Origin of the sequence: Streptomyces sp. NPDC058525 (assembly GCF_042719495.1) — a bacterium.
Taxonomy (GTDB): Bacteria; Actinomycetota; Actinomycetes; order Streptomycetales; family Streptomycetaceae; genus Streptomyces.
Map to the genome: position 1 here is coordinate 1 of NZ_JBHXNP010000150.1, position 16,965 is coordinate 16,965.

13 protein-coding genes are annotated in these 16,965 nt (G+C 71.8%); 3 read left to right on the forward strand and 10 right to left on the reverse strand.

Going from position 1 to position 16,965, the window contains the following annotated elements:
- Window positions 1-128 precede the first annotated feature (128 nt).
- Complete coding sequence (ppc, locus tag ACFWP3_RS39295) at window positions 129-2,900, reverse strand: phosphoenolpyruvate carboxylase (protein WP_384231180.1); 2,772 nt, start codon at window positions 2,898-2,900, stop codon at window positions 129-131.
- 324 nt (window positions 2,901-3,224) lie between these two features.
- On the opposite strand from ppc, the gene ACFWP3_RS39300 reads away from it, so the two are divergent.
- Both ACFWP3_RS39300 and ACFWP3_RS39305 read left to right on the forward strand, forming a co-directional pair.
- Window positions 3,225-4,205 carry an acyl-CoA desaturase gene (locus ACFWP3_RS39300; RefSeq protein WP_384231183.1) on the forward strand — a complete coding sequence of 327 codons (981 nt, stop codon included), beginning with the start codon at window positions 3,225-3,227 and terminating at the stop codon, window positions 4,203-4,205.
- On the forward strand, window positions 4,202-4,876 hold the full coding sequence (locus ACFWP3_RS39305; protein WP_030827526.1) for a TetR/AcrR family transcriptional regulator: 675 nt from the start codon (window positions 4,202-4,204) through the stop codon (window positions 4,874-4,876). Before ACFWP3_RS39300 ends, ACFWP3_RS39305 begins: the two co-directional genes overlap by 4 nt.
- A 92-nt stretch (window positions 4,877-4,968) precedes the next feature.
- On the opposite strand, the gene ACFWP3_RS39310 is transcribed toward ACFWP3_RS39305, so the two are convergent.
- Window positions 4,969-5,337, reverse strand: a complete 369-nt coding sequence (locus tag ACFWP3_RS39310; protein ID WP_384231185.1) for a VOC family protein — start codon at window positions 5,335-5,337, stop codon at window positions 4,969-4,971.
- Window positions 5,338-5,339: 2 nt separating this feature from the next.
- On the reverse strand, window positions 5,340-6,197 hold the full coding sequence (locus ACFWP3_RS39315) for a trans-aconitate 2-methyltransferase (RefSeq protein ID WP_384231188.1): 858 nt from the start codon (window positions 6,195-6,197) through the stop codon (window positions 5,340-5,342).
- Window positions 6,198-6,358: 161 nt separating this feature from the next.
- Here ACFWP3_RS39315 and ACFWP3_RS39320 point away from each other — a divergent pair, with 161 nt between their 5' ends.
- Complete coding sequence (locus ACFWP3_RS39320; protein ID WP_384231190.1) at window positions 6,359-6,856, forward strand: MarR family winged helix-turn-helix transcriptional regulator; 498 nt, start codon at window positions 6,359-6,361, stop codon at window positions 6,854-6,856.
- Here the strand turns inward: ACFWP3_RS39320 and ACFWP3_RS39325 are convergent.
- The 7 genes from ACFWP3_RS39325 to ACFWP3_RS39355 all read right to left on the reverse strand — a co-directional run bounded on the left by ACFWP3_RS39325 (window position 6,815) and on the right by ACFWP3_RS39355 (window position 16,709).
- The gene (locus tag ACFWP3_RS39325; protein WP_384231192.1) at window positions 6,815-7,588 is read right to left on the reverse strand and encodes a LuxR C-terminal-related transcriptional regulator; all 774 of its coding nucleotides are present in this window, start codon (window positions 7,586-7,588) and stop codon (window positions 6,815-6,817) included. The genes ACFWP3_RS39320 and ACFWP3_RS39325 overlap by 42 nt on opposite strands.
- A gap of 488 nt (window positions 7,589-8,076) precedes the next feature.
- Window positions 8,077-9,036, reverse strand: a complete 960-nt coding sequence (galE, locus tag ACFWP3_RS39330) for a UDP-glucose 4-epimerase GalE (RefSeq protein WP_384231204.1) — start codon at window positions 9,034-9,036, stop codon at window positions 8,077-8,079.
- Window positions 9,037-9,111: 75 nt separating this feature from the next.
- Window positions 9,112-9,801 carry a response regulator transcription factor gene (locus ACFWP3_RS39335; protein ID WP_384231206.1) on the reverse strand — a complete coding sequence of 230 codons (690 nt, stop codon included), beginning with the start codon at window positions 9,799-9,801 and terminating at the stop codon, window positions 9,112-9,114.
- A 124-nt stretch (window positions 9,802-9,925) separates the two neighbouring features.
- Window positions 9,926-11,674, reverse strand: coding sequence for a PQQ-binding-like beta-propeller repeat protein (locus tag ACFWP3_RS39340; protein WP_384231194.1), 1,749 nt, complete (start codon window positions 11,672-11,674; stop codon window positions 9,926-9,928).
- Between the two features lie 41 nt (window positions 11,675-11,715).
- Complete coding sequence (locus tag ACFWP3_RS39345; protein ID WP_384231196.1) at window positions 11,716-13,356, reverse strand: PQQ-binding-like beta-propeller repeat protein; 1,641 nt, start codon at window positions 13,354-13,356, stop codon at window positions 11,716-11,718.
- Window positions 13,357-13,510: 154 nt separating this feature from the next.
- A complete protein-coding gene (locus ACFWP3_RS39350; RefSeq protein ID WP_384231199.1) occupies window positions 13,511-15,316 on the reverse strand; it encodes an ABC-F family ATP-binding cassette domain-containing protein in 1,806 nt (601 codons plus the stop codon).
- A gap of 28 nt (window positions 15,317-15,344) precedes the next feature.
- On the reverse strand, window positions 15,345-16,709 hold the full coding sequence (locus ACFWP3_RS39355; RefSeq protein WP_384231202.1) for an acyltransferase family protein: 1,365 nt from the start codon (window positions 16,707-16,709) through the stop codon (window positions 15,345-15,347).
- Window positions 16,710-16,965 lie beyond the last annotated feature (256 nt).

The following is a 16,965-nucleotide window of genomic DNA, read 5'->3' on the forward strand; positions in this document are numbered from 1 at the left end:
GGCCCGCACCCGCACCAGCCACTTCGCAGCACTTCGCCCCGCCGAGCCGAAGCTCGACGGGGCGAAGTAGAACCCCGAATAAACCAACAGCATCCGGCCGGTGCGGGGGCTCCGTCGTGTCCGGGGGCTCAGCCGGTGTTGCGCAGGCCGGCGGCCACGCCGTTGACGGTGAGCAGCAGGGCGCGGGCGAGGAGCGGGTCGGCTTCTTCGCCGCGGGCGGCGGCGGCGCGCTGGCGGGCCAGCAGGGAGACCTGGAGGTAGGAGATGGGGTCCAGGTAGGCGTCGCGGACGGCGAAGGTCTGCTGGAGCACCGGGTGGGAGTCCAGGAGCTTCTCGCCGCCGGTGATGCGCAGGACCTCGCGGACCGTGAGCTCGTGCTCGGCCTCGATGCGGGCGAAGACGTGCTTGAGGTGGTCGGGTACGAGGGTGTCGACGTAGTGGCGGGCGATCCGCAGGTCGGTCTTGGCCAGTGTCATCTCGACGTTGGACAGGAAGTTGCGGAAGAAGTGCCAGCGCTTGCCCATTTCGGCGAGTACGTCCTCCTGGCCGGCCTCGCGCAGGGCCTTGAGGCCGGAGCCGACTCCGTACCAGCCGGGGACGATCTGGCGGGACTGGGTCCAGCCGAAGACCCACGGGATGGCGCGCAGGCCGTCGAGGCCGGCGCCGGAGTCGGGGCGGCGGGAGGGGCGGGAGCCGAGGTGGAGGTCGGCGAGCTGGTCGACGGGGGTGGCGGCGAAGAAGTACGCCGGCAGGTCCGGGTCCTCGACGAGTGCGCGGTAGGCGCCGTGGGCGGCGTCCGAGACGGTGTCCATGGCCGCGTCCCAGCGGGCGAGGGCCTCGTCGGACTGGCGGGGGGCGGTGTGCAGGGCGGAGGCCTGGAGGGTGGCCGCGACGGTCAGTTCGAGGTTCTCGCGGGCGAGTGACGGTACGAGGTACTTGTCGGAGATGACCTCGCCCTGTTCGGTGACCTTGATCTCGCCTTCGAGGGTGCCCCAGGGCTGGGCGAGGATCGCGTCGTGGGAGGGGCCGCCGCCGCGGCCGACGGTGCCGCCTCGGCCGTGGAAGAGGCGCAGGCGGACTCCGTAGCGGTGGGCTACGTCGCGCAGTCGGCGCTGGGCGCGGTGGATCTCCCACTGGGAGGTGGTGATGCCGCCGAACTTGGAGGAGTCGGAGTAGCCGAGCATGACCTCCTGGACGTCGCCGCGCAGGGAGACGAGGCGCCGGTAGGAGGGGTCGGCGAGCATCTCGTCGAGGATGACGTCGGCGGCGCGCAGCTCGTCGGTGGTTTCGAGGAGCGGGACGATGCCGATCTTGGCCCAGCCGCTGTGCAGGTCGATGAGTCCGGCTTCGCGGGCGAGGACGGCGGCGGCGAAGACGTCGTCGGCGCCCTGGCACATGGAGATGATGTAGGACTCGATGACCTCGGGGCCGAACTTCTCGAAGGCGTCCTTGATCGCGAGGAAGACGCCGAGGGTCTTCTGGCCGGCGGCGTCCAGCGGGGCGGGGGTGGGGGCCAGCGGGCGGCGTGAGCGCAGTTCCTTGGCGAGGAGCCTGCCGCGGTAGTCGCGGGGCATGTCGGCGTAGCGCCAGGATTCCTCGCCGAGCCGGTCGAAGAGCTGGCCGAGGGCGTGGTGGTGGGCGTCGGCGTGCTCGCGTACGTCCATGGTGGCGAGCTGGAGGCCGAAGGCGGCGAGGGTGCGGATGGTGCGGTCCATGCGGCCGTCGGCGAAGAGGGCGCCGCGGTGTTCGCGCAGGGAGGTCTGGATGAGGGTGAGGTCGGTGAGGAGCTCGGCGGTGCCGAGGTAGTCGCGGCCTTCCTCGTGCGGGGTGCCCTGGGCGAGGCGGCGGCGGGTGTTGACGAGCTTCTGCCGGATGCAGGTGGCCTTGAGGCGGTACGGCTCTTCGGCGTTCAGCCGCTTGTAGCGGGGGCTGATCTCGGGGAGGCGTTCGAGGTCGGCCTGGAGGGAGGCGAGGAGCTCTTCGGTGGCGCCGGTGTAGCGGATGGAGTTCGAGAGCAGTCCGCGCAGGAAGTCGATGAGTTCGAGGGCGTCGGTGATGCCGTGCTCGTGCTGGAGGATCAGTACGTCGCGGGTGACGTCGGGGGTGACGTTGGGGTTGCCGTCGCGGTCGCCGCCGATCCAGGTGCCGAAGGTCAGCGGGCGGGTGCCGGCGGGGAGCTCGACGCCGACGCGCTGGAGTTCGGCGGCGAGGTCTTCCAGGACGTCGCCGACGGCGCCGGCGTGCAGTTCGTCGAGGTAGTAGATGGCGTTGCGGGCCTCGTCGGCGGGCTCGGGGCGGACCACGCGCAGTTCGTCGGTCTGCCAGACGAGGTCGATGTTCTCGGCGAGCCGCAGGTCGTGGCGGCGGCGGTCGCCGGCGCCGGTGACGGGCTCTTCGAGGAGGGCGGCGATGCGGCGCAGCTTGTTCAGGACGCTGCGGCGGGCCGCTTCGGTGGGGTGTGCGGTGAAGACGGGGCGGACGTTGAGGTTCTTGACCGTCTGGCGCAGGTGCTCGGGGTCGGCGTCCTTGAGCATGTCGGCGGTGCGGGCGAGGAGCCCGCCTTCGGCGGCGCGGTGGGCGCGCAGTTCCTTGCCGCGGTGCACCTGCTCGGTGACGTTGGCGAGGTGGAAGTAGGTGGAGAAGGCGCGCACGAGCTTGGCGGCGGTCTCCAGGTCGGTGTCGCCGAGGAGGGCGGCGGCGGCTTCGCCGTCGGTGCGCGTCAGTGCGCGCACTTGTTCGACGAGGTCGAGGAGGTCCTGGCCCTCCTGGCGTACGAGGGTCTCGCCGAGGAGGTCACCGAGGCGGCGGATGTCCGCGCGCAACTCTGCGTTGGCGGTGGCGGCCGGGGTGACGGGGGCGGCCGGCTGGGTGGCCAGGTGGGCCTGGTCAGCACTGCTCACAGGTGCGGCTCCTTGCAGTGTTCGAGCGCTACTGGGCGGTGGGCTCCCGACCGCGCACGGCGATGCCGGTCCTGATGCGCAGCTCGGGCTGCCCGTGCGGACCGCGCTGTCCGACGAGAACAGGATAGGTGTCCGAGGCGTGTGCCTGGGCAAATGTCTCATCAGGCGGCTCGTGAACTGCTCGGGCGCCTGCGGCGTGGTCCCCGGCCGCGCTCCTGTTGCCCCGGGACCCGGTTTTGCCATACTTACGATGCCGTAGGTTACGGGTGCGTAGGTCCGTAACCAGGGAGCCTGCCGACATCTCTCACCCCCCAGGGGACCCCCATGACCACCAGTCCCGATCTGATCGAGGGCGCTTCGGCGTCCTCCGACACCTCCGCGCCGTCCGCGACACTGGGCGGCGAGAACAAGCGGTCCATCGAGCAGATCGCCCTTCTGCTGTTCATCACCGTTCCCTTCCTGGCACTGCTGGCGGCGGTGCCGCTGGCGTGGGGCTGGGGGGTGAGCTGGCTCGACCTGGGCCTGATGGTCTTCATGTACTTCCTGGCCTGCCACGGGATCACCATCGGTTTCCACCGCTACTTCACGCACGGTTCCTTCAAGGCGAAGCGGCCGCTGCGGATCGTCCTCGCCGTGATGGGGTCGATGGCGGTGGAGGGCCCGCTGGTGCGCTGGGTGGCGGACCACCGCAAGCACCACAAGTTCTCGGACCACGAGGGCGACCCGCATTCGCCGTGGCGGTTCGGCGAGACGCTGCCGGCGCTGATGAAGGGCCTGTGGTGGGCGCACATCGGCTGGCTGTTCGACGAGGAGCAGACCGATCAGCAGAAGTACGCGCCCGACCTGATCAAGGATCCGGCGATCCGGCGGATCTCGCGTGACTTCATCTTCTGGACGATGCTGTCGCTGGCGATCCCGCCGCTGGTGGGCGGTCTGGTCACGATGTCCTGGTGGGGTGCGTTCACGGCGTTCTTCTGGGGTTCGCTGGTGCGCGTCGCGCTGCTGCACCACGTCACGTGGTCGATCAACTCGATCTGTCACGCGGTGGGCAAGCGTCCGTTCAAGTCGCGCGACCGCTCGGGCAACGTCTGGTGGCTGGCGGTGCTGTCCTGCGGGGAGTCCTGGCACAACCTGCACCACGCTGACCCGACGTCGGCCCGGCACGGTGTGCTGCGCGGCCAGATCGACTCCAGTGCGCGGCTGATCCGCTGGTTCGAGCAGCTGGGCTGGGCCACGGACGTGCGCTGGCCGTCGGCGGACCGCATCGAAGCCCGGCGCAGGGAAACCGAGCCGAACGCGGCATGATGGGAGGCGTGGCGATCGACGGCGGTAATTCCAGCAGCGACAAGCCCAGGCGTGGCCGCCGGGTTCGGATGACGGGCGCGGAGCGGCGCCAGCAACTGCTGGACATCGGCCGGACCCTGTTCGCGGAGAAGGGTTTCGAGGGCACGTCGGTGGAGGAGATCGCGGCGAAGGCCGGGGTGTCCAAGCCGGTGGTGTACGAGCACTTCGGTGGCAAGGAGGGCCTGTACGCGGTCGTCGTGGACCGTGAGATGCGCCAGCTGCTGGACGGGGTGACGGGCGCGCTGACGGCCGGGCATCCGCGGGAGCTGCTGGAGCAGGCGGCGTTCGCGCTGCTGGACTACATCGAGTCCTATACGGACGGTTTCCGCATCCTCGTACGGGATTCCCCGGTCGCCCAGTCCACCGGCACGTTCGCCTCGCTGATCAGTGACATCGCCACGCAGGTCGAGGACATCCTGGGTCTGGAGTTCAAGGCGCGGGGCTTCGATCCGAAGCTGGCGCCGCTGTACGCGCAGGCGCTGGTCGGGATGGTGGCGCTGACCGGGCAGTGGTGGCTGGACGTCCGCAAGCCGAAGAAGGCGGAGGTCGCGGCGCACCTGGTGAACCTGGCCTGGCACGGGCTGGACGGGCTGGAGTCGAAGCCGCAGTTGGTGGGCCGCCGCAAGAGCTGAGCCCGGGCCGCGGCCCGGGGCACGACGGCGCCCCGTCACCGGAGGTCCGGTGGCGGGGCGCCGTCGTGTGGTGCCGGTGTGCGGGTCCGGGGTCAGGCCGCGGGACGGGGTTCGAGGAATTCGAGCCGGTTGCCGACGGGGTCCTCGGAGTAGAAGCGGCGGTGGCCGGGGAGGTTCTCGTCCCAGACGACCTTGGCGCCGCGCTCCTCCAGTCTCTTCGCGTACTCCTCGATGCCGGTGACCCGAAGTCCGGGGTGGGCCTTGAGGGCGGGCCTGAAGTCCTCTTCGACGCCGAGGTGCAGCTGTACCGCTCCGGCGGCGAACCAGCAGCCCCCGCGCGCGGCGAGGACGGGCGGTTTGGAGAGCTCGGTCATGCCGAGGATTCCGGTGTAGTACGCGCGGAGCCGGTCCTCCGAGTCCGGCGGCGCGGCGAGTTGGACGTGGTCGACTGCGGTGAGCACGGTCAGGCCTCCTTGCGGGCGACGGCGAAGATCCGGCGGAAGGGGAAGACGGTGCCGCGCGGGCCGGGCGGGTAGGACTCGCGCAGCCGGTCGCGGTATTCGGTGAGGAAGGCGTCCACGGCGTCGCGGTCGTCGCCCAGGGCGGTGAGGACGGGGCGCAGCGCGGTGCCCTTGACCCAGTCGAGCACCGGGTCGGGTCCGTGGAGCAGTTGGTGGTAGGTGGTCGCCCAGACGTCGACGGCGCAGCCGAGTTCGGTGAACCGGGCGAGGTATTCGGCGGGTTCGAGCAGGTGGATGTAGCGGGCGCCGTGTCCGGCGAGCCGGGACCGCCAGCGCGGGGCGTCGCAGAGTTCGGCGAGCAGGGCGTGGCTGGGGGCGTTGAAGTTGGCGGGGATCTGGAAGGCGAAGGTGCCGCCGGCGCGCAGGCCGTTGATCCAGGCCGCGAAGGAGCCGGGGTGGCTGGGGACCCACTGGAGGGCCGCGTTCGAGACGATCAGGTCGTAGGGCTCCTCGGGCAGCCAGGTGCCGAGGTCCCCGTGGCGGAACTCGAGGCTGCCGCCGCCCGCGGTGGGGCCGGCGTAGTCCTCGGTGGCGCGGTGGAGCATCTCGGGCGAGAGGTCGAAGCCGGTGATGCGGGCCTCGGGCCAGCGGCCGGCGAGCAGGGTGGTGACGTTGCCGGGGCCGCAGCCGAGGTCGGCGATGCGGGCGGGGCGGGTGGGGAGTTCGGGTATGCGGGTCAGCAGGTCCAGGAAGGGGCGTGTGCGATGGCCTGAGTGCCGGAGGTACTGCTGGGGGTCCCAGGTGGGTGCGGAGGGCGCGGTGGCCGTGGGGATCCCGGCCTGTGCGGTATCGGAATACATGTTCGAGCCTCCCTGCTGGCGGGGCGGTCGGAAGCGGAATCAGTCCCGGCCCCCTCCATGCCCCATGGTCGCCGCATTTATATCTCGTCGTCAAGATACTTGATATCAAGATACACGGCATGAAGAGACTTCACGTCGACAGACCCCTTACACTGATCGGCATGGAGGACGAGGTCGACCGACTTGTAGCGGCATGGCGGCGGGAGCGCCCTGACCTCGACGTGGAACCGCTCGAGGTGCTCAGCCGCGTCAGCAGGCTCGCCCGGCACCTCGACCGCGCCCGCCGGCTCGCCTTCTCCGAGCACGGCCTGGAGCCGTGGGAGTTCGACGTCCTCACCTCCCTGCGCCGCGCCGGCGCGCCCTACCAGCTCTCGCCCGGCCAGCTGCTGACCCAGACACTGGTCACCTCCGGGACCATGACCAACCGGATCGACCGGCTCGCCAAGAAGGGCCTCGTCGAGCGGCTGCCCGACCCCAGCGACCGCCGGGGGGTCCTGGTGCGGCTGACCCCCGAGGGCCGCGACCGCGCCGACCAGGCCCTTGCCGGACTGCTGGCCCAGGAGCGGGCGATCCTGGCCCAGCTCTCACGGGTCCAGCGCGGCGATCTCGCCGCGCTGCTACGCCAGTTGACCGCTCCGTTCGACAACATCCCCGGCTAGGTCCGCCGGCCGTACGCCCGCCCGCCGCGCCAGCGCGACCGCCGCGAGCGTGGAGTGCACCCCGAGCTTGCCCAGCACGTTCTGCATGTGCGTGCGGACCGTGTGCGGGGACAGGAACAGCCGCGCCGCCACGTCCTTGCGGCCCAGCCCCGCGACCATGCAGCGCAGCACCTCGTGCTCGCGCGGGGTGAGCGACTCGACGAGCCGTTCACTGTCCGTACGGTGCTTACGCGCGGCGGTCAGCTCCCGGAGGACTCCGGTCAGCAGCGCGGGCGGCAGGTGCGTCTCCTCCCGCAGGACTCCCCGGATCACGGCCAGCAGCCGCGACAGCGAGCAGTCCTTCGCCACCCAGCCGGACGCCCCCGCCTGCAGGGCGAGGGCCGCCCGCCGCGGCTCGTCCCGCTCCGCGAGGACGACGGTGCGCACCCCCGGATGGGACACCCGCACGCCCGCGACCAGCGCGATCCCGTCCGAGGCGGGCGGTGGCGGGCCGGAGCCGGAGCCCGGCTCCCGCTGGCCGGGCACGCTCCCGGCGATGGCGCCGAGATCGGCGTCGACCAGCATGACGTCGAAGCGGCGGCCCTCGGCCACCGCCCGTTCGAGGCAGCGCAGCGCGGCGGGGCCGCTGCCGGCCGCGGACACCTCCACGTCCGGCTCGGCCGCGAGCGCGGCGGCGAGCGATTCGGCGAAGATGCGGTGATCGTCGACCACGAGAACCCGGATACGAACCACAAAACCCCCAAGGGTCGGGGAACGGACGACGGCGGGTACGGAGCCCGGACCGGGTGATCCGCAGCTGCCGCGGCCGCCGCCGTGACATCTCTGCACTACCCCGGACCGGACGCCGTACCCGACTTGTCTCGACCCCTGAATCAACACCGGCCCCCACCGGTGTCACGCATCAGCGTAGGGCGAGGTGCGGCGCGCGGTTGGCCGAATAGCAGAAGTTTTCCCGGGGATTTTCCGGCGGGGCCGTTCCGAACGGCCTTTGCGGTGGCTTGATTTCGACTGCGCCGAAGGTCCGGATGGCGGCTTCCGGACCGGCGTGTGCCACGGGCAGTTGCACGGTGTGCATTTCACCCGGCGTGTGCACGCCGGGCGCCCGCGCACAGCGCCCACACGCGGCGCACCGCGAAGACGCGCACGCCCCCCGCACGGTCAAGGGTGCGGGGGGCGTGCGGGACGAGTGTGTTCAGGAAGGTGCGGGAGGGGCGCGAGGGTCAGGAGGTGTGCGTCCGCGCGAAGTTCCACGCGTCCGTGATGATGCCGGTGAGGTCCGAGCGGCTCGGGGTCCAGCCCAGCCGCTCGTGGGCCGTCCGGGCCGAGGCCACCAGCGCCGCCGGGTCGCCCGCCCGGCGCGGTGCGATGACCTCGGGGATCTCGTGGCCGGTCACCTTGCGGACCGTCTCGACGACCTCGCGGACCGAGAACCCGCTGCCGTTGCCCAGGTTGCAGATCAGGTGCTCCCCGGCGGCGGCCGCCTCCAGCGCGGCCAGGTGGGCCTCCGCCAGGTCCGCGACGTGGATGTAGTCGCGCACGCAGGTGCCGTCGGGGGTCGGGTAGTCCTCGCCGAACACCGAGATCGACTCGCGTTCGCCCAGCGCCACCTGGAGGACCAGCGGGATCAGGTGGGTCTCGGGGCTGTGCCGCTCGCCGAACCGCCCGTACGCGCCCGCCACGTTGAAGTAGCGCAGGGACACCGCGGCCAGGCCGTGCGCCACGCACTCCCCCGCGATCATGTGGTCCACGGCCAGCTTCGAGGCCCCGTACGGGTTGGTCGGCGCGGTCACCGAGGCCTCGGTGAGCAGGCCCTCCGCCGGCTCCCCGTAGGTGGCGGCGGTGGAGGAGAACACCAGCTTGCGCACGCCCGCCCCGCGCATCGCGGCCAGCAGGGCCAGGGTGCCGCCGACGTTGTTCTCCCAGTACTTGCCCGGGTTCACCACGGATTCGCCGACCTGCGAGGAGGCCGCGAAGTGCAGCACCGCGTCGTAGGAGGAGTCCAGGTACCGGGCGGCGTCCTGGATCCGGCCCTCGACGAAGGCGGCGCCCGCGGGCACGCCCTCGCGGAAGCCGGTGCTCAGGTCGTCGAGGACGGTGACCTCGTGGCCCGCCTCCAGCAGATGGGCCGCGACCACGCTGCCGACGTATCCGGCGCCGCCGGTCACCAGGTATTTGTGCATCGCCGTCTTGCTCACTCGCCTACTGCCTCTCGCGGGGGACCGCACGCGGGTGTGCGCACGTGCTGGATCGTCCCGTCAAACTACCGTCTGCCCGGACCCCGCCGGCGCCGCCCGGTCGAGCAGGCCGGTGCGCGCGGCCAGCGCGGCCGCCTCCAGCCGCGAGCCCACGCCCAGCTTCATCAGCACCCGCTGGACATGCGTACGGGCGGTGCTCGGCGCGATGGCCATGCCCGCCGCGATCAGCCGGGTGTCCTCGCCCTCCGCGACCCGGACCAGCACCTCCACCTCACGCGGCGTGAGCAGCCGCAGCAGCCGGCTGCCCTCGTCGTCGGGCTGGGCGGCCGGGTTGAGCAGTTCCGCGAAGGCGCCCTGGAGCAGCTGCGGGGCGATCGCCACCTCGCCGGCCCGGGCCTTGGCCAGCGCCCGTTCCACGCCCTCGATCCGCTCGTCGTGGCGCACGTACCCGGAGGCGCCCGCGGCGAAGGCGGCCGCGATCCCGCGCGGGCTGGGCACCGGCCCGAGCACGACCACGGCGATCTGCGGGCGTTCGCGCTTGATCCGGACGACGGGTTCGAACACCCCGGGCTCGGCGGGGACCGCGGTGCCGAGGAGGCAGACCTCGGGGGCGCGGCTGATGACCAGTTCGGCGGCGCCCGCGGCCGGTGCGGCGGCGGCGAGCACCCGGTGACCGCGCAGTTTCAGGGCCGAGGCGAGCGCCTCGGCCAGCAGCCGGTGCTCGTCGACCACCACGACCCGTACGCCCATTGCGTGACCCACCCCCGACCCTTCTGACCCGGCAAGCTACACGCTTGTTCGACGGTGCGCGGGGGTAACCGCGCAGAAGCCCCCGGAAGGCGGACCTTCCGGGGGCTCCGTGGACGCGGGCCGGTCAGCTCGCGGTGAACGAGGAGAAGATGTACTCCGGGTCCGACGTCGAGGAGTACGGCTTCTTCACCGACGTACGGGCGAGGAACAGCTTGCCGTTGTGGTAGCGGTACTCGTGGTGGTCGGGCGAGTAGGCCGTCTCGATGCGCTGGGTCGTCTTGTCCGACGGGTTCTCCATCAGGACGGTTTCCTTCATCGTCTTGCCGTCGATGCTGACGATCTGGCCGCCCTTGTCGTACGGGGGCTCCTTGTAGGCGATGATGTTCGACCCGTCCATGCGCAGCGGGAACAGCTTGTGCCGCTCGCCCGCGGGGGCCGCGTCGTTGGTCTGCTTGCCGGTCTCCAGGTCGAAGGAGAGCAGCTCGTTGGTCTTGGCGTAGGGGTCCTGGCCCTGGTGCTCGTACGAGGGCAGGTAGACCTTGCCGTTGCCGACGACGAAGCCGAAGCAGCGCTCGACGTCGGTGTTGCACTCGCCGCCGAAGTTGCCGGAGGACAGCGAGATGCGCGCCTTGAGCTGGCCCGCCGCGTCGACGACGAAGAGGTCGCTGACGCCGGTGGCGTTCTTGGCGGTCTTGCCGACGTCGGCGGCGACGATCAGCGGCTTGGTGGAGACGATGCTGGCGTAGTCGATGCCCGCGGAGAGCTTGTACGAGGACTGCGGTGCGCCGGTCGCCGGGTCGAGGACCTGCGCGTACAGGGTCGGGGTGGAGCTCTGGCCGCACTGGCGGATGACGGCGAGGGCCTCGCCGCCCGCGTAGCCGGCGTCGCGGCAGCCTTCGCCGTCCGTCTTGGGCAGCCACAGCGACTTGCCGTCGGCGAGGTTCCAGGCGGCGCCGCCCGAGGTGCCGCCGGCCGCGACGGTCTGCCCGCTGATCGTGACCTCGTCGTAGGAGACGGGCTTGTCGCCGCTGGTGGCGCTCTTGGCGTTGCCGGACCACAGGAGCTTGCCGGCCTCCAGGTCGACGACGCCGACCTCGGTGCACGGCGGGTACTTGGTCTCCGGCGAGGGCTTCACGGGCCGGAACAGCACGGCCGACTTCTTCTCGGTCACGTGCGGGGTGGCGGCGCACAGTTCGCCCGGGAGGGGAATCTCCCACTTCTTGCCGCCGTCGACGAGGTTGTAGCCGACGATCTTGTAGACGTCGGACTTCACGTAGGTGGTGTCGGTCAGCCAGGAGCCCGGGACCTGGACCATCTCGTCCGGCGTCGGGCTGGGCTGGTTGAGCAGCACCTTCGACTTGGTGTTGGCGGGCACCTTCTCGGTGCCGCCCGCGCCGGGCTGGGACTTGTCGTCGCCCGGCTTGGCGGGGCCGCCGTCCGCGGTGTCGTTCCTGCCCCCGTCGTCGCCGACGTACCAGAAGCCGCCGCCGACGATGAGGACGATGGCCAGCAGGGCCGCGCCGACGATCATCAGCTGGTTGCGCACGTCGTTGCCGCCGCCGCCCGAGGAGCCGCCGGCCGGGGCCTGGGCGCTGTACATGGGGGTGGTGGGCGGCCCGAAGGGCGGGGGCGTACCGGGCTGCTGCGGGTAGCCGTAGCCGGCGCCGGGCTGCTGCGGGTAGCCGTACGCGGGCTGCGTCGGCGGCTGCTGCGGCGGTGCGGGCGGCTGCTGCGGCGGCGCGGGGGGCTGCTGCGGCGGCGCGGGGGGCTGCTGCGGCGGTGCGGGAGGCACGGGCGGCTGCATGGGCGGCGGGTCCTGCGGCGCTCCGAAGCCGCCGGACGGCGGCTGGCTGGGGGGCGGCGGGGTACTCATGGGTTGCTACTGCCTCTCGCTGGGCGGCTCAGTGGACGCGTTCACTTGCCGAAGACCATCAGGAGCTTCTCGTCCTTGCCCTGGGCGAGCAGACGGATGGTGGAGATGAAGAACCGCCCGTCCGCGTAGTCGACCACCGGGGCGAAGAAGGTGCTCTCCACCTCCGAGGCCGGGCCGGACGGGTGGCGCAGCACCGCGGTGGGCGTACCGCCGCCGGCCGGGATCGTGAGGACCTCGCCGCCCATGCCGAACTCCGCCCTGCGGTAGGCGATCAGCTGGCCGTTCGCGGCCTTGAGCGGCAGGATGATGCGCTTGTCCCCTGCCGGGACCCGCCACTTGACCTTGCCGGTGCCCAGGTCGAAGGCGACGATCTCGTTGGCGGTGCCCAGATCCTCGGGGGTCGTGGGCATGTAGAGGGTGCCCGCGTCGACGACGGCGGTGGCGCAGCTCTGCAGGGCGTCGTCGTGGTTCATCCCGCACTGGGTGGAGAAGCTGCCTTCGCCCGTGACGGTGGCGGTCTGCTTGCCGTCGGGGCCCAGGACCACGATGGAGCGCTCCTTGGAGTCCCGGTTGCCCAGGTCGAGGACGATCGGGTCGAGCGAGAAGACCCGGTTGACCCGCCAGCCCTTGGGGAGCCGGTAGGACCAGTTGCTCTTGCCGGTGACCGGGTCGACGCCCTGCACCTCGACCGTGCTGTCGGCGTCGTGGCAGGTGGCGATCCCGAGCATCTTGCCGCTGCCCGCGGGGTAGGCGCCGGGCACGCACCCCTCGGCCGGGCCGGCGAAGAGCTTGTCACCGGTGCTGAGCTTGAAGGCGGTGGCGCGCGTGAGGCGGCTGACGGTGACGGTGTCCCCGGTGATGGCCAGGCTGGGGTCGATGAACATGTCGAACGCGCCCTCCTTGGGCACCTCCTTCGACCAGCCCTCCTTGCCCGCCTTGAGGTCGATCAGCCGCATCTGGTTGCAGTTGGCGCTGTTCGAGTCGCCGTCCCGGTACATGACGACGGTCTTGCCCTCGGCGCTGGTCTGGCGCGTGACGGCGCAGATCCCAGCGGGGAAGGCGATCGTCCACTTCTGCTTGCCGTCGGCGACGTTGTAGGCGGTGACGGCCTTGTCGATGGACTTGACGACGGTGTCGCCCACGACCCACTGGCCGTCGGTCTCCACTCCGGCGCCGGGGCCCTCGATTTTGGCGGTCTTGAGCCAGAGGACCTTGTCCTCGCCCTGCTTGCGGCCGGAGTTGAGGTCGGCCTCGGCGCCGCCGTTGCCGCTGCCGTCCCCCTTGTCGACGGAAGGCGAGCCGGAGGGCTTGGCGTCGGGCGAGGCGGACTCCTGCGCGACGGGCGGCTTGGGGTCCTTGTCGTCGCCGTTGAAGAACGCGAAGTACGTGCCGGTGCCCACGACGAGGAGGCCCGCGACCGCCGCTGCGATCAGGACGGGCGTCTTCTTCCTCGCCGGGGGCGGCGTACCGGGGGCGCCCATCGGCATCGCGGGCACGCCCGGGGGCGGCGGCGGGTAGCCGTAACCCGGGGCGGCCGGCTGCTGCGGGACGGTCGGGGGCTGCTGGGCGTACGGGTTCGCGCCCTGCGGCGGCTGGCCGTAACCCGACTGCGGAGGACCGGGCAGGTGTCCGTAACCGGAAGGTGTCGGCGGCTGGTTCGGCGGCTGGGGCGGCTCGGTCATCAGCGCGTACCTTCGGGGTCAGGGGTCGGGGAAGATGACCTTTCTATCACTCACGCAGGCCTTATGCCGGGCCGGTCCGCCCCCTGTTCCCAAGGGCGGACCGGGCCGTGATGACGTCGTTATCCGGCCAGTTGCCCGGAGGAAGCCGGCGGGACTACGCCTCCTCGGCGAGCTCCAGCCAGCGCATCTCCAAATCGTCGCGCTCCGAGAGCAGTTCCCGCAGCTCGCCGTCGAGCTTGGCGACCTTGTCGTAGTCGGTGGAGTTCTCGGCGATCTGCGCGTGCAGGTTGCTCTCGCGGTCGGAGAGCTTGTTCAGCTGCCGCTCGATCTTCTGGAGCTCCTTCTTCGCGGCGCGCGCGTCCCCGGAGGAGGTGGACTTCGCGGCGGCCGCGGCGGCCGGGGCGGGCACCGGGGCGGCCTCCTCGATCATCCGCTGACGCCGTTCCAGGTACTCGTCGAGGCCGCGCGGCAGCATCCGCAGGCTCGCGTCGCCGAGCAGCGCCATCACGGTGTCGGTGGTGCGCTCGATGAAGAACCGGTCGTGGGAGATCACGATCATCGATCCCGGCCAGCCGTCGAGGAGGTCCTCGAGCTGGGTCAGGGTCTCGATGTCGAGGTCGTTGGTGGGCTCGTCGAGGAACAGGACGTTGGGCTCGTCCATCAGCAGGCGCAGGATCTGCAGCCGGCGCCGCTCACCGCCGGACAGGTCGCCGACCGGCGTCCACTGCTTCTCCTTGGTGAAGCCGAACTGCTCGCACAGCTGGCCCGCGGTCATCTCGCGGCCCTTGCCGAGGTCGACGCGGTCGCGGACGCGCTGGACGGCCTCCAGGACCCGCAGGGACGGGTCGAGTTCGCCGACCTCCTGGGAGAGGTAGGCCAGCTTGACGGTCTTGCCGACGGTGACCTTGCCCGCGGCCGGCTGGGCCTCGCCCTGGGTGCGGGCGGCCTCGGCGAGGGCGCGCAGCAGGGAGGTCTTGCCGGCGCCGTTGACGCCGACGAGGCCGATGCGGTCGCCGGGGCCCAGGTGCCAGGTGAGGTGCTTGAGGAGGGTCTTGGGCCCGGCCTGGACGGTCACGTCCTCCAGCTCGAACACGGTCTTGCCGAGGCGGGCGTTGGCGAAGCGCATCAGCTCGGAGCGGTCGCGCGGCGGCGGCACGTCGGCGATCAGCTCGTTGGCGGCCTCGATGCGGTAGCGGGGCTTGGAGGTCCGGGCGGGGGCGCCGCGGCGCAGCCAGGCCAGCTCCTTGCGCATCAGGTTCTGCCGCTTCTGCTCCTCGGTGGCGGCGATGCGCTCGCGCTCGGCGCGGGCGAAGACGTAGTCGCTGTAGCCGCCCTCGTACTCGTGCACCTCACCGCGCTGCACGTCCCACATGCGGGTGCAGACCTGGTCCAGGAACCAGCGGTCGTGGGTGACGCAGACCAGCGCGGAGCGACGCTCCTGGAGGTGCCGGGCCAGCCAGGAGATGCCCTCGACGTCGAGGTGGTTGGTGGGCTCGTCGAGGACCAGCAGGTCCTGGTCGGCGATGAGCAGCTTGGCGAGCGCGATGCGGCGGCGCTCGCCGCCGGAGAGCGGGCCGATGACGGTGTCGAGGCCCTGCCCGAAGCCGGGCAGGTCGAGGCCGCCGAACAGGCCGGTCAGGACGTCGCGGATCTTGGCGTTGCCGGCCCACTCGTGGTCGGCCATGTCCCGGATGATCTCGTGGCGGATGGTGGCCGCGGGGTCGAGGGAGTCGTGCTGGGTGAGCACGCCCATGCGCAGGCCGCTGTTCTGGGTGACCCGGCCGGTGTCGGGCTCCTCCAGCTTGGCCAGCATCCGGATGAGGGTGGTCTTTCCGTCGCCGTTGCGGCCGACCACACCGATCCGGTCCCCCTCGGACACGCCGAGGGAGATGCCGTCGAGCAGGGTACGTGTGCCGTACACCTTGCTGACTGCCTCGACATTGACCAGATTGACGGCCATCAGACGCGCTCCAGAGAAAGGGTGTGGATCAGCCCCTCAGCCTAACCCTCCGGGCCGGGCCGGACCGTTCCACGAGCAGCCAGCCGCCCAGGGCCATCCCGATCGCGGCCGGCGCGGTGACCGGCAGGGCGATCAGGGTGGCGCTGTGCCCCTCGAGCAGCCCTCCGAGACCGGTCATCGACAGGCCGAGGACGCCCAGCAGGCACAGGGTGATGCCGAGCGCGGCCCGGGGGCCGCTGCCGGGGGCCTGCGCTGTCGCCGGGGTGGGCGCGGGGGCGGGCGCGGGAGCGGGCGCGGGGGCTTCGAAGCGGCGGAAGAGGGCGACGAGCACGCCGGTCAGGGCTGCGGCCAGCACGATCCGTACGGGGACCTGCGCCCACCAGGCGGCGCTCGCGGGCGCGGGCAGGGCGATGCCGAGGGCCAGCTGGGCCCCGTACACGCCGAGCATGGCGGTGAGGTGCCAGAGGAAGGCGGTCATCGCGATCCCGTTCGCGGCGACCACGCCCCGCCAGACGCGGGGGCGGGCGAGCCAGGCAGCGGCCGGGCGGGCGAGCAGCTGCACGGCGCCGACGAGCCACAGGCCGTGCGCGAGCAGCGCGAGGGTCGGCGGGGCCATGTTGGACACCTTCTCGCCCGGCATCCCGACCATGGACAGCGGGTACGGGCCGTACGCGACGAGCAGCACCGCCCCGGCGAGGCCGGCGGCGGCCAGGGCAGCGGGCCGGCGGATGCGGCCGTCGGCGCGCAGGAAGCCGAGCTGGTGGACGGCGAGCCAGACGAAGGCGAAGTTGAGGAACTCCACGTACGGGACCCCGAACGCGAAGCGCAGTACGTCGACGGCGGCGGCCGAGGCGGCCAGCGCGGCGAAGGCGGCCCATCCCCACCGCTCGTGCAGCCTGAGCAGCGGCGGGGTGAAGGCGACCATCGCGAGGTAGATCCCGATGAACCAGAGCGGCTGCGTGACCAGCCGCAGCGCGGCCCCGGTCAGCCCGCCGCCGCCCCGCCCGGCGAGCTGCACGGCGAGCGCGGCGACGGCCCAGACGAGCACGAAGACGAGCGTGGGCCGCAGGAGCCGGCGGAGCCGGGCCCGCAGGAAGGCGGCGTACACGGGCCGGTCGCTGCGGCGGGCGAGGGAGCGGTAGCTCAGGGCGTGCGAGAACCCGCCGACGAAGAAGAACACGGGCATGACCTGGAGCACCCAGGTCAGCGTCTGGAGCCCGGGCACGAGCGCGAGCAGGTTCCCGATGCCGTCGCCGCCGCCGTCGCCGCCGACGGCGGCCATCAGCCAGTGCCCGAGCACGACGGTGCCGAGCGACCCGGCCCTCAACAGGTCGACGTAACGGTCCCGCGAGGCGGGGGTGGCCACGGCCATATCGCGTGCGCTGGCTGTCATGTTCCCCAGGCTCGCCACCGCACGGCTCCGCCGACAGGGCCCGCGTACTCAACTCCCGCCTGAGTACGTCCGCCCCACCACTGCTGGGGCTCCGCCCCAGACCCCACCGGGCTCCGCCCGGACCCGCGCCTCAAACGCCGGCGGGGCTGGTTTTCGCCTCCCGCCGTCTGTCAGGTGCGGCAGGAAGGATTTCGCGCCCGGCGGGCTTGGATGCCCCATCCAGCGGCGGGGGCAAAATCCAGCCCCGCCGGCGTTT